Annotated in this window: 9 protein-coding genes; 6 read left to right on the top strand and 3 right to left on the bottom strand. The window is 40.1% G+C overall.

What is annotated here, in order from left to right; genetic code table 11:
* Window positions 1–42: 42 nt before the first annotated feature.
* Window positions 43–1,485 (bottom strand): cardiolipin synthase, encoded by a 1,443-nt coding sequence (gene cls, locus V7L01_RS01170; protein WP_335031128.1) that lies wholly within the window; start codon window positions 1,483–1,485, stop codon window positions 43–45.
* 1 nt (window position 1,486) lies between these two features.
* Complete coding sequence (locus V7L01_RS01175) at window positions 1,487–2,332, bottom strand: endonuclease/exonuclease/phosphatase family protein (protein ID WP_335031129.1); 846 nt, start codon at window positions 2,330–2,332, stop codon at window positions 1,487–1,489.
* An 883-nt stretch (window positions 2,333–3,215) separates the two neighbouring features.
* Between V7L01_RS01175 and V7L01_RS01180 the strand changes: the two genes are divergently transcribed.
* Both V7L01_RS01180 and V7L01_RS01185 read left to right on the top strand, forming a co-directional pair.
* On the top strand, window positions 3,216–3,698 hold the full coding sequence (locus tag V7L01_RS01180) for a hypothetical protein (RefSeq protein WP_335031130.1): 483 nt from the start codon (window positions 3,216–3,218) through the stop codon (window positions 3,696–3,698).
* Between the two features lie 808 nt (window positions 3,699–4,506).
* On the top strand, window positions 4,507–6,159 hold the full coding sequence (locus tag V7L01_RS01185) for a mechanosensitive ion channel family protein (RefSeq protein WP_335031132.1): 1,653 nt from the start codon (window positions 4,507–4,509) through the stop codon (window positions 6,157–6,159).
* A 494-nt stretch (window positions 6,160–6,653) separates the two neighbouring features.
* Here V7L01_RS01185 and V7L01_RS01190 read toward each other — a convergent pair whose 3' ends face one another.
* The gene (locus tag V7L01_RS01190; RefSeq protein WP_335031134.1) at window positions 6,654–7,595 is read right to left on the bottom strand and encodes an N-acetylmuramoyl-L-alanine amidase; all 942 of its coding nucleotides are present in this window, start codon (window positions 7,593–7,595) and stop codon (window positions 6,654–6,656) included.
* An 826-nt stretch (window positions 7,596–8,421) separates the two neighbouring features.
* Between V7L01_RS01190 and bchH the strand changes: the two genes are divergently transcribed.
* The 4 genes from bchH to V7L01_RS01210 all read left to right on the top strand — a co-directional run bounded on the left by bchH (window position 8,422) and on the right by V7L01_RS01210 (window position 13,218).
* Window positions 8,422–12,180, top strand: a complete 3,759-nt coding sequence (bchH, locus tag V7L01_RS01195; protein ID WP_335031136.1) for a magnesium chelatase subunit H — start codon at window positions 8,422–8,424, stop codon at window positions 12,178–12,180.
* A gap of 143 nt (window positions 12,181–12,323) precedes the next feature.
* Window positions 12,324–12,740, top strand: coding sequence for a hypothetical protein (locus V7L01_RS01200; RefSeq protein ID WP_335031138.1), 417 nt, complete (start codon window positions 12,324–12,326; stop codon window positions 12,738–12,740).
* 56 nt (window positions 12,741–12,796) lie between these two features.
* Entirely contained in the window at window positions 12,797–13,033 is a 237-nt protein-coding gene (locus V7L01_RS01205) for a type II toxin-antitoxin system HicB family antitoxin (RefSeq protein WP_335031140.1), read from the top strand.
* Window positions 13,033–13,218: a type II toxin-antitoxin system HicA family toxin gene (locus tag V7L01_RS01210; RefSeq protein WP_194043187.1), complete on the top strand. Its 186-nt coding sequence runs from the start codon at window positions 13,033–13,035 to the stop codon at window positions 13,216–13,218. Before V7L01_RS01205 ends, V7L01_RS01210 begins: the two co-directional genes overlap by 1 nt.
* The last annotated feature ends 118 nt before the right edge of the window (window positions 13,219–13,336 follow it).

A 13,336-nucleotide genomic window follows, 5' to 3' on the forward strand; every position in this document is an offset into this window, starting at 1 on the left:
CTCACGCTGAACTTTTACTGGAGAAATCTCAATGACCAATGATTAAAGCAAAGGAGTCAGCAATCGAGAGACTCTCACAGCTAATTTGAACCAAAAAGGTTTTTTATCATACTCATCAAGATCGACAGCAACACAGACAGCTAAATCATCCTCTAACATCTTTTTCACGCTTTGGACAAACCCAGGCTCGGTAACAAAACCCATAACTTCAAAGTTTAGGGAAAAAGAGCGATTATCTAAGTTAACAGTTCCAATTCCTGCTAAACTTTCATCAATGACTATAACTTTCTGGTGCATAAACCCATTTTTGTAACGATACAACCTGATACCAATTGTTTCCATTTCGGTGTAGTAAGAAAAGGAACATAAATAAACAAATAAATGATCGGGTCGATTTGGTAAGATAATTCGCACATCTACACCTCGCATTGCTGCCAGTTTTAATGCTGATAATGTTGCCTCATCCGGCACAAAGTATGGACTAGCAATCCAGAGGTGAGTTTTAGCTTGATTAATTAGTTCAACGAAAAAAAGCTTACAAGCCGGCAGACGATCTGCGGGGCCTGTAGGAAGTATGAATGCAGTTTGATTCGTTTCTCGGTTAATTTTTACCTGCCAGTTAACTGAGAGAAGTTTTCGAGTTGCCCAATACCAATCTCGCACAAAGGAGTTTTGTAGGCTTTGTACAGTTGGGCCTTCGAGCATCATGTGAGTGTCGCGCCAGGGACTCAAGCGAGGATTTTTTCCTAAATATTCGTCACCAATATTCAGTCCACCTACAAATGCTATTTCTCCATCCACCACCAAAATTTTTCGATGATTGCGAAAATTAAATTGGAACCGATTACCCTGACCTTGGGTGGTGTTAAATGCACTCACTGCAATTCCATGCTGTTCTAGAGACTGGATATAAGCCAGAGATAGTTTCTGCGAACCAATTTCATCGTAGAGAAAGTAGATGCTTATTCCTTGTTTGGCTTTCGTAATCAACGCTTCTTTAAACTCATTACCTGATTGGTCATCGTTAACAATATACGATTGCAACAAAATATAATTTGTCGCTGACGCAATCTTTTTCAGCATCGCTTCATAGGTTTGCTGACCATCAATCAGTAATTCGGCAGCATTACCTGATGTGAAAGAAATTTCGGTCAATGCCTCTGCTAATGGTTGCAACTCGGCTAAATTATCTGGTGGCGCAACTTGAAATTTAATAAGTTCACTATAAGTTGGATGAAAAAGCTTGTAGTGTTGTGCATAGACTGAGCGCAGTGTTTCAGCATATCCATGAAATTTAGTTCTTCCTAAAATCCAATACAACGGAATCGCTAGCCAGGGAAAGGTAATTAGAGAAATGCTCCAGGCAATTGCCCCTTGGGAAGAACGCACATTCATCACTGCATGGGCTGCATGTGTAACTCCCACGAGATGAACAACAACTGTAGCTGTGCTAAAAATAGCTAGAACACCACCATCTACAAGCATTTTAATTTTTTTGAGTATTGGTATAAGTAAATTCTGCCAGTAATGGCTTGTGATCTGATGAACAAATTTGGTCTAGCACTTTAGCACTAGCTTTCTTCACACTGATATCTCGATAAAAGATATGATCTAAAGGGGGTGATAACAGGAAGCGTTTAATTTTCTCCTTTTCATCAGGTGCGAAAATGACAGGTGTTAAACCTAATTGAGTTGTTACTTGATTGAGGATAACTGCTCTTTTTCGGCTCCAAGTATTGAAATCTCCTGAAAATATTAGTGGGCCACGATGTATAGATAACACCAGCTTTAATTCATTTAATTGTATTTTGAATTTATTTAAATCTACAAAATTTATCAGATGACTATTGATTGTTAGGAGAGTTGTGCTTTGCTCAGATAACAGATACTCAGTAATTAAAGAAATTTTAGGAGTTCTAACAATCGGCTCATAATGTTTAGTAGTTATTACTTTTTTACTGAGTGGACTAATTGTAGCTGCTGTAAAAATCCCCGAATATGCTTGATGATAAATATCTACAAAATTAGGAGCAAAGCACCAATTCATTTTCAGCCATTTTTGCCATTCATTTGCTTCTAATTTGAGAGAAAATTCTTGGAGGAATATGAGGTTTGGTTGATAAATCTCGATAATTTTAGAAAAATCTTTTACCCAGTTTTTATTATAGTTTTGTTTCGCAATATTCCAACTAAGAACTTTAATTGATTTACTATCAATTTCTGTTTGGAGTGAATTATTTTTATCAATTGTGACTTCTTGTAAACTAATAAATCTATAACCTGGAACAAATTTTGTAATCAGACTGTTTACGTGTTCTTGAATATTAGACATCACTAATATTAAAATGGATTTATTCTAGCTTAACGGTATTACACAGTCGTTACAAAATAATTGCACGCTTGTAAAGCGATTGAACAGGGGAGGGATGGATCGGACATCGAATGCCACGCTTGAAAACCGTAGCCTAGTCAGGGCAGGGTGTTGGGTGTACCATTGGAATAGTTACCAAGGGTTGAATGAATCTCGGAAACTTTGCGATGCTCATAGTTTAACCGTGGTTAGAGTATAGGATAGATTCTCATTCAGCACTTAAAAGCCTTGGAGAAAACGTAACCGTTCACACTTCCCCATACTGCTCAAAGAAAAACCAAGGGTTTCGACAATTTTGTCTTGGGGAGAGTGAATAATTACCCGAAAACTCTCCAAGGGATTTCTCGGTTAGGTTTTAAGTAACATTACGTAAAAGAAAGCAATCTGTTCTTTATACGCACAGATATTATAGAGGGAATCCGTGCAATTACATTATTGAACAAAAAAGACTTATTCTCGTCAATTATGGCTCTGTTTGCGAATTGCAATTTCTGGTGTAAGCAGCTACGACATTTCAAGGCTGTGAAGATAGCGATCGCATTTCGCAACCAGGAGTTGGCGCTGAGTTTATTATTCGTATCCCCCTGATTCAACTTGTGTCAAATTTCTAACACCAGTGTCATTGAAACTATGATAGATGATGATTTGCCTAATCAGTAGGAACGCGATCGCTATTATCCCCAATGCAATCTGAAAACTGGATGCCAAAATTATTTTCACAAGATTTTTGTTAAAAAAGCTGTTGTTGAGGGAAAACTTAAAATAAGACCTGTGTTGAATAAACTGATGAAATTCATATTACAAAATATCGAGGTTTTATTCTCACTCAACAACTTCAATCAAGATGAAAGTATTACCCTACGATAGCTTTACAATTTTGACACCCGATCCACTGCCTGTAGTTTTGCAACGGCTAAATGCAAAAGTTGAACCTACCAGAATATTTAGATTTTCTACAAAACACGCCCCTTATGAAGGAAGTATTTCTGAGTCAGGCTTTCAAATCAGCCGCATAATTCACTACCGCAACTCATTTTTACCAGTGATTCGAGGGCACTTTGAAGTAAAATCTCATCAAACAGTGATTCATGTACAAATGAACACACATCCTTTTGTGATGGCATTTTTAGGATTCTGGTTTTTCTGCTGGTATAGTGCAGTTATTCCAATAACATTAGCAGGTGCTATGCCTAACAATATGGCTGTATTATTTATAGGTATGCCTATACTAATGTTAATTATTTTTGGGTTAGCTTTTTGGTTAGAAGCAAATCGTAGCCGCAATGAATTAACTCAAATTATTCAGGGACAAATAGTGTCACAGTAGTGTTTATGATGTTGACTTGCTCGTCTCTTGTGAAAGTATTTCATGAACGAGTAAGCTTTTTCTAGCTCCAAAAGCTTTTGGACAACCGTACATTATCTCTCCATTCGCGATCGCCTCGGCATTTAAAGCTATAGCCGAATGGCACTAAGAAAAGGGAAAATCGTTGAGGCAGCAGGAGTGCAGAGGAGCGGGGGAGAAAGAAGAAATTTTAGGCATTGCGTTCAGATATTTAGAAATTCCCCTCTGCCCCCCTGCTCCCCTGCCCCTGGAGCATCCCTACGCCGCTTACCTTTCAGCTTAACTTAGTGCCATTCAGCTATAGCCCTTATTCCACAAGGCTTAGAGCTTTTTTAGTGCCATTCAGTTATATCCCAAGATTTAGAGATGCCCTACGCTACTGTGAAAACTTACGTAAAGTTAGCTCGACAGGCGCTCAAGGATAATGTCAATCAACCTTAATTGCAAGTACGCTTTTCTTCTGCACCGAAGTTTACTTGAGCAAAATACAGAGGATACAATTCTCACGGAAATTAACGCGATCGCTCCTCAGTTTCACCAAACTTATATTTTCTAATTTATAAACGAGTATAGATTCTAATTTTACAGGATCTTGTGCAGGAATTAATTGTTTAACTACAGCATACCATCCAGTTCTGGCTCACCTTGAAGTGCTGCTAAGAGCCGTGGTAAGTGGCCGTTATAAATTTGTGACTTATTTCCTGTTGCACTTGGCAAGGTGGCTTTGCTCCTGACTAGTGACTTTTTTTCAACAACTTATTTGAAATTCCAATACTTGAAGTAGACACCAATGAATTATCCTCTCATTGCCCAAGCGGCAAAATCTGTATCAAAAGCTAGCGTAGTACCACCCCAAACTTTACCAACGGGCGCACAAATTAGCTCTTTTTTCTATACATTCGGCGTATCCATAGTTGTTGTCTTCACACTCTACATATTACTATTCCATCTACTGCGATCGTTTCTCCGCCGTACAGAAAAAGATACAGCCCAGTTCATTCTTGGTATTTTACAAATCCCTGCGATCGCTATTTTTATCCTTGTCGGTCTAAAAGTCTCGTTGTCCCAATTAGGAGCAGGGAAAATTATTAATTGGATCGATCGAGGACTCACAGCTTTCCTAATTGCTGCTTTTACTTACGGGATAACTGTGTTATTTACAGAAGCAGCAGTCTACTACTTAAAAGACTACGCCCGTAAAACTGAGGCTGTTTGGGATGACGTATTAATCCCACTCCTCCAAAATTTTATTCCAGTCATCACTTACCTAATTGGAATATCTCTCTTTTTCAGTACCCTTGGGGTTGATTTAACAGGAATCGGGTTAGCTTTAGGTAGTATTACTATAGTGTTAGGATTGGCAGTAAAAGATATTTTAAGCGATTTTTTTAGCGGTTTGGTTTTGTTAGTTGATACACCCTTTAGATTTGGTGATGTCATCTCCATGCCAGATGGTTCAATTGCAATTATCAAACACATTGGTATCCGAGTGACAAAACTATATATGATTAACGAGCATTGCGAGGTATATACACCAAACACGACTTTGGGAGGTCAAAATATAGTCAATCTCAGTCGTCCTACAACTCACTACGCTTATACAATTCAAGTATCAGTTAGAGTTGATGCTGATGCAGTTGTAGCAACAAAAATTCTGCAACAAATTATCGTTGGACATCCAGATACATTGGGTAATATTGATGAAAAAATTGAGCATTTGGACAGTTTTGCTGCATTGAGAGAAGCAGAAGGCGATAAACTATCAAAAAAAGAAGCTGGACGGCTGCGTTTATTAGTTGAAAAAGATGTGAACAGCCAAATGCAAAAAATTGAACAAGCATTTGAAGGTTTTATTAGAGAAGTTAAGCAGCTAGAAAAGGGTGGATTGAATTTAGAAGAACTAAAACTTATACAGAAAAACTATCTAGAAATATTGAACCTTGTGGGGCTGGTAGTCACCTCAGAACGTAAGGGCAAGCGTCTGCGATCGCGGCTAGAAGAACAAGAAAAGACTGATAAACCAACTCTGATTAGCTTAATTCGCCAATGGTATCAAACTTGGTTAAAAGATCCCGATTTAGTACTTGAAGACCAACATCTTTTGCCGGACGAATGGGAGCAAAAAATTGAACTCTTGAAAATAAAACTGAATAAATTATTCCAGAAAATCTTAAATCCAGGAGTAGCTGAAACTAGATTAGATGACTATTCATTAAAATTTGTCGAATGGCTACATGATAGTTTTAAAGAGTCTAATACTGCTTGGAAAGAACCACAAGTCCAGCTAACTGATATTCAAGGCTCTGCTATGCAATTTTCTGTGAGGTTCTATGTTGATAATATTCAGTTAGAACACTGGCGGCGTGGAAACCGCATCCAAAATGAAGTGCGTCGAGAGATGGTACGGCGTTTAAGACAAGCTTATATCTACACGCTAGGGTGATAAATTTTAGGTATCAAATAATTGTAAATATGTTGCAGTGTAACGTCTTTACTATGGGTAGTAGAAACCTAGTACCCAAAAAATTGTGTCCACTTATACAACAAAATAGTAACAATTGTTATAGGCTTAAAAAGCCCTTTACTTTTATACTTTTGGCGAAACTTCACCGCCAAAGAAGCACCAGAGCGATAGGAAATTACCTGTGACCAAATGCAAATCTGGTTAAGTTGAACATATTCATGTCAGCAGCATAGGTGACTTCCTACGCCCTGGTTATTTATTTTAATTATTTTAGGTCAACGGGGCTTCAGGCGATATCTACGCCGCAATATGCTTAGGTTAAGACTCGATCTTCTGACTATCAAGATGTAGATGGTTAAAGGGGGCTTTTTGCTCCCGCAGCTAGCCCCCCTATCTGGAAAATAGTCAAAGGATGCAGAAATTTGCATCTGCGATCGCTATAGTTTTATCATCCAGATGAGCATACCATCAGCCTAACCAATTAATTTCTGCCAGCTAGCAGGGCCGACAATTCCATCGGCATCTAAACCATTTTGCTTTTGAAAGTTCTTAATTGCAACCTCTGTTTGCGGGCCGTAGACGCCATCATTATCAACATTTAGACGATATTGCAAGTATCTGATAACTGCATTACCAGCATGGTTTGGTCTGAGCACTCGTTTTGCCAAAATTAGATTTATGGCATTCCATGTAGCTGAGTCAGCAATTCCAGTCGGCTGAACTCCGACAATAGTCTGAAATTTTTCTACAGCAGATTTGGTGTTAGCCCCGGTGAAGCCATCTTCCACTAACGCCTTACCATTTTTATCAGTTATTTTGAGTCGATTTAAGGCCTTTTGCAGTCTAAGTATAGTGGTATCTACATTCTCTTCTTCATCTGGTACGGGGTTAACAGGAGCAGTTGGCACTTTACCAGTTAAGCCTTTGACAATCGCATTAGCCATTGCTTCCGGATTAAAAAGATTCATATCTTTTTGCGAATCGACAAAGCAACCTTCTACAAGAATCGCAGGCATATCTGTATTTTTCAGAACGTACAAGTGAGAACCACTCTTAACGCCGCGATTAAAAAATCCTAATTTTACGATTTCATCTAATACAGGTTTAGCAATTTTTCTACCTGTATCACTAGTAGCAAATACTTCTGTGCCATTAGCTTGCCCGTTAAAGGAGTTAAAATGAATCGAGACGTAAATATCTACTTTACTCGAATTAGCTGTAGAACATCTTTTTGAGAGTGAGTCACGTACTGTACTAGCACTACTTGGTTTACATACTACGACTTCATTCCCCAAAGCTCTTAACTTGGCTATCACTCTATTAGCTACATCTAGAGTTAAATTATCCTCAAATTTAATTCCTCTAGCCCCTGTGTCTGGTGGACAATTGTGCCCGCTATCAATTCCGAATTTCATAATTTCATCCTCAACTTTCTTGTTTTTACACTACTTCAAACTATGGAGACAAAATTTTGCTAATCAATTTTTTGAAGTAGTTTTTGGTAATGTCCGCGTTATTTTAAGCATTACTACGCTGTTAGACAAAATAAGCTTTTGTGCGAAAATGAATAGCAAATTTTATTTGGTAAAATTCACTAATTCAAAGGTTGATTGTCACCAAAAACACAACCATTATAATTTATCCAAATTGGGAACAACCAGTTAATTTTTGCAATAAACTGAAATGCAGCAATTGCCTCCATTATTCAGATAATAACCTTTTGTAAAAGTAGAAAGCTATGACAAATGTACCTAGTACATTATGGCGTCACTTCGTCTACCTTTAAAGCCCCAAATCTTGTTAATTGAGATGGTAGCTGGATTTACGCGCCCGTTGTCCTAGTTCGATACCCAAATCCCTAAACCAAACGCACCCCCTGAAGCTTACAAATAAAGTCGTAAACATTCTAGCTACAGTCCGGTGGACTATGGAAAGAAAATTTGAACTACTACTGACAGGTATGGGATTACAGCATGATTGCAGGATTTTTGGCGAACGACGGGCTATGCCTACGCATTTGATGTCTTTGCGAAGCGTCAAGATAGAGAGTTGTTTTCGCTTCTACATCTGACTTATCACATCACAACTTTTTTGAAATCAAAATATCCCAAAGCCATTGGTGATAGTGAAGCCCTAACTATTTCAAGGAACTACTGACCGGAATCTATCGGTAGATATTTAACAATCAGTCTGAAAGCGAGTTTAAAATTTAAGTAAAGAAATATTTCGTAGCTTACAGGCATGAAACGCATCGTCTTGATTGCTGGGTTTGAATCATTCAACGCTGACTTGTACAGAAAAGCAGCCTTTTTGGCTAACTCTCGCTGTCCTGAGTTGGATATTCGGGTATTTAGCGATCGCGATCTTACCAACAAACGCACTGAGGTAGAAGCAGCACTCGATGGCGCTGATGTGTTTTTCGGTAGCCTCCTATTTGATTATGACCAAGTTGTGTGGCTTGGCGATCGCATTGCCCAAATTCCCATCCGCCTAGTTTTCGAGTCAGCCTTAGAATTGATGAGTTTAACCAAGCTGGGTGACTTTGCCATTGGCGACAAACCCAAAGGAATGCCCAAACCAGTTAAATTCATCCTCGACAAATTTAGCAACGGACGAGAAGAAGACAAACTCGCTGGTTACATCAGCTTCTTAAAAATTGGCCCCAAACTACTGAAATATGTCCCAGTGCAAAAAGTCCAAGACTTACGCAACTGGTTAATTATCTATGGTTACTGGAATGCTGGCGGCCCAGAAAACGTCGCTTCATTATTCTGGACACTGGCAGAAAAATATTTAAATTTAAAAGTCGGCGACATTCCCCCGCTAATTGAAACCCCCAACATCGGATTACTCCACCCCGACTATCAAGGGTTTTTTGAATCACCCCGCGACTATTTAGAATGGTATAAAACCCATTGTAGAGACGCGATTCATCGCGTCTTCCCAATAGACGCGATGAATCGCGTCTCTACAAAACCAGTTGTAGGAATTCTCCTCTACCGCAAACACGTCATTACCAAACAACCCTACATTCCCCAACTAATTCGCAGTTTTGAAAAAGCCGGTTTAACTCCTTTACCCATCTTCATCAACGGCGTAGAAGGACATGTAGCGGTACGAGATTTGATGACAACCGACTATGAAATTCAGCAACGAAAACTAGGTAATATAGAAACTCCCTCACTATCAAGTGAAGCAGTAAAAGTAGATGCGATCGTTTCTACAATTGGCTTTCCTCTGGTAGGTGGCCCGGCTGGTTCAATGGAAGCTGGCCGTCAGGTGGAAGTAGCAAAGCGTATCCTCACTGCCAAAAATGTACCTTATATTGTTGCTGCACCACTATTAATTCAAGATATTTCCTCATGGACGCGTCAAGGTATCGGCGGCTTGCAAAGTGTCGTATTGTACGCCTTACCAGAATTGGATGGGGCTATTGATACCGTTCCCCTCGGTGGTTTGGTGGGCGAAAATATTTATCTGGTTCCCGAACGAGTGGAGCGATTAATTGGTAGGGTAAAAACTTGGGTGGCTTTGCGGCAAAAACCTGCATCGGAACGCAAGATTGCCATCATTTTATATGGGTTTCCCCCCGGTTATGGTGCTGTGGGCACAGCTGCATTATTAAATGTGCCGCGTAGCTTGCTGAAGTTTCTCCACGCTCTCAAAGAACAAGGTTATACCGTGGGAGATTTACCAGAAGATGGAGAAGAATTGATTCGCTGGGTAAAAGAGGCGGATGAAGCTAATCCTCTTGTGGGGCAGTCGTCTCGCCTGCCCCTTGATAATGGCGCTCATGTTGCCCACCCCACAAATAGTGTCAATATTCGCACTTTAGAAAAATGGTTGGGATATCTGCAAACCTCCCGCATTGAAAAACAATGGAAATCTCTCACGGGAACTGGAATTAAAACTTATGGCGACGAATTCCAGATTGGCGGTGTGCAATTAGGAAATGTCTGGATAGGTGTACAACCACCTTTGGGGATACAAGGCGACCCGATGCGCTTAATGTTTGAACGGGATTTAACGCCTCACCCGCAATATGCTGCTTATTATAAATGGTTGCAAAATGAGTTTGAAGCTGATGCTATAGTTCACTTTGGAATGCATGGAACGGTGGAATGGTTGCCTGGTTCTCCGTTGGGGAATACGGGTTATTCTTGGTCGGATATTCTGTTAGGAAATTTGCCTAATCTATATATATATGCGGCGAATAATCCGTCTGAATCGATGTTGGCAAAACGTCGCGGTTATGGTGTGTTGATTTCTCATAATGTACCTCCTTATGGTCGTGCGGGTTTGTATAAGGAATTGGTGGCGTTGCGAGATTTGATTGCGGAGTATCGGGAAGATCCGCAAAAGAATTATGTGCTGAAGGAAGGGATTTGTAAAAAAATTGTTGATTCTGGGTTGGATGCAGATTGTCCGTTTGAGGATGCTAAACGGTTGGGGATTGCGTTTACGCCGGAGAATGTGCGGATGTTTAGCGGTCATGCTTTTGATGATTATTTGGTGGAGTTGTATGAATATTTGCAGGTTTTAGAGAATCGGTTGTTTTCTTCGGGGTTGCATACTTTGGGGGAAGCGCCGAATGAGGAGGAGTTGGGGGCGTATTTGGAGGCTTATTTTGGGGGGGAAGAGGAAGAAAACGAACCGCAAAGGCGCAAAGGACGCGAAGGAAGAGAGGAGGAGGAAAGGCTAATAAGGGATTTGTTGATGCAATCTACGGATGAGTTAACAAATTTGTTAAGGGGGTTGAATGGGGAATATATTCCGCCTGCGCCTGGGGGGGATTTGTTGCGGGATGGGGCTGGTGTTTTGCCTACGGGGAGGAATATTCATGCTTTAGATCCTTATCGGATGCCTTCGCCTGCGGCGTATGAACGAGGGCGAGAAATTGCTCAAAAAATTATCGCGCAGCATTTGGATGAATATGGGAAATATCCGGAAACGGTGGCGGTGATGCTTTGGGGATTGGATGCGATTAAAACTAAGGGTGAATCTTTGGGGATTCTTTTGGAGTTGGTGGGGGCTGAACCTGTTAAGGAAGGAACTGGCAGAATTGTTCGTTATGAATTGAAGCCGTTGGCGGAGGTTGGACATCCCCGCATTGATGTGTTGGGTAATTTGTCTGGAATTTTCCGGGATAGTTTTGTAAATATCATCGAATTGTTGGATGATTTGTTTCAACGGGCGGCTGATGCTGACGAACCGGACGATCGCAATTTTATTAGAAGACACGCTTTAGCTTTAAAAGCCCAAGGTGTGGAAAATGCATCGGCGAGATTGTTTTCTAATCCTGCGGGTGATTTTGGTTCTTTGGTGAACGATCGCGTGGTTGATGGTAACTGGGAATCTGGTGAGGAGTTGGGGAATACTTGGCAAAGTCGCAATGTATTCAGCTACGGGAGAGAAGATAAAGGTCAAGCTAGACCGGAAGTGTTGAATACGTTGTTAAAAACTAGCGATCGCATTGTTCAAGAAATCGATTCGGTAGAATATGGTTTAACTGATATTCAAGAATATTACGCTAATACTGGCGGTTTGAAAAAGGCAGCAGAAAAACAAGGCGGTAAGAAGGTTACAACCAGCTTTGTGGAAAGTTTCTCGAAGGATACTACACCCCGCAATTTAGATGATTTGCTGCGAATGGAGTACCGCACTAAGTTGGTAAATCCCAAATGGGCGCAAGCAATGGCGAATCAAGGTTCTGGTGGTGCGTTTGAAATTTCCCAACGGATGACAGCGTTGATTGGTTGGGGTGGTACTGCCGATTTTACCGATGATTGGGTTTATGACCAAGCGGCTGATACTTATGCCTTAGATGCAGAGATGGCGGAGAAATTACGGAAAGCAAATCCTGAAGCTTTTCGCAATATTTTAGGCAGAATGTTAGAGGCGCATGGGCGGGGTTTCTGGGAAGCTGATAGTGATAAGTTAGATAAGTTGCGGCAATTGTATGAGTTGACAGATGAGGAGTTGGAGGGTGTGACAGCTTAGTAAATAGGGATAAATTATGAAGTTTCTGATTACTATCTTTTCCGATGAAGATGGGTTAAGGAAAGACGCAACAAGAAGCTGAGTAAAATATTCAATAGACAATAAAAGAATGTTTAGAGGTAAGGGCTGAAAAGGAGATTGCAATGACTCAGACAATTATTGGAAAGTTTTTCAGTATTAACGACGATGATTTGGAGGATACAATCGACTACCTCAAACAATTAGGTATGACCTTTGGTAATGGTATAGAAAAAAACTTGTTTTATATAGAATTGAAACAACTACCGGAAATATTGTTCAAATTACAGGAAAGGGGCTACTTGGAGATTTACTCAAGGGAAGCATGGGATATCATAAAAATTTCCGTTGAGGGTGTAGTTTTATTTATTGTTGAAGAATATGGAACTGGTTATGTCTTTTTACCCAAAGAGAATATAGTTTCTATCCATACTATAGAGGAAGAGTTTCTAGATGCGATCGTGCAAAAGAATCAACTACGAAAAATAAAGGCAACATATTTTGATAAGCAAGCAGAAACCGACACTGAAGCCACTAGATAAAAAGCAAATTCTGGCTTATTATCTTAGTTATACAAGGTAAAATATAGACTTTGGTTATGAAGCATCCAACAATGGAAAATTCTTTTACTGCTGTATACGAAAAGTTAGATGATTGGTATATCGGCTATGTCCAAGAGTTACCCGGCGCTAATGTTCAAGAGAGAACTCTGGAAGAAGCTAGAGAAAGTCTACGGGAAGCGATAGAGTTGATTCTAATCTCAAATCGGGAACTCGCAGAGCAACAACTCTCCGGTAAAGATGTCGTGCGCGAACAGATTACTGTCAAATTATAGTGAAAAGACGTGAATTGATTCGTCATTTGGAAAAGAACGGCTGTTTGTTTCTTCGGGAGGGTGGAAGGCATACGATTTATTACAATCCATCAAATAACAGAACCTCCGCAGTTCCAAGGCATACTGAGATTGTGGAGATTCTAGCTATCAAGATTTGCAAAGATTTGGAGATTTCCCCACCCTAGTGTTGTAAATGTGTTATCGCTTCCGCAGGGTATCGAAAATCGATAAATTATTCAATCTTGTAGGCTGGGTAAGTTGAAAAGCCCGTTTTTGCCTCCGGGCGGGCTTTTTGTCCTACCC

Origin of the sequence: Nostoc sp. (genome assembly GCF_036917095.1) — a bacterium.
GTDB lineage: Bacteria > Cyanobacteriota > Cyanobacteriia > Cyanobacteriales > Nostocaceae > Nostoc.

Excerpts from the sequence above, each read along its gene's own strand:
- cls (WP_335031128.1), bottom strand. The coding sequence starts at position 1,485 with ATGCTTGTAGATGGTGGTGTTCTAGCTATTTTTAGCACAGCTACAGTT.
- V7L01_RS01175 (WP_335031129.1), bottom strand. The coding sequence starts at position 2,332 with ATGTCTAATATTCAAGAACACGTAAACAGTCTGATTACAAAATTTGTT.
- V7L01_RS01180 (WP_335031130.1), top strand. The coding sequence starts at position 3,216 with ATGAAAGTATTACCCTACGATAGCTTTACAATTTTGACACCCGATCCA.
- V7L01_RS01185 (WP_335031132.1), top strand. The coding sequence starts at position 4,507 with ATGAATTATCCTCTCATTGCCCAAGCGGCAAAATCTGTATCAAAAGCT.
- V7L01_RS01190 (WP_335031134.1), bottom strand. The coding sequence starts at position 7,595 with ATGAAATTCGGAATTGATAGCGGGCACAATTGTCCACCAGACACAGGG.
- bchH (WP_335031136.1), top strand. The coding sequence starts at position 8,422 with ATGAAACGCATCGTCTTGATTGCTGGGTTTGAATCATTCAACGCTGAC.
- V7L01_RS01200 (WP_335031138.1), top strand. The coding sequence starts at position 12,324 with ATGACTCAGACAATTATTGGAAAGTTTTTCAGTATTAACGACGATGAT.
- V7L01_RS01205 (WP_335031140.1), top strand. The coding sequence starts at position 12,797 with ATGAAGCATCCAACAATGGAAAATTCTTTTACTGCTGTATACGAAAAG.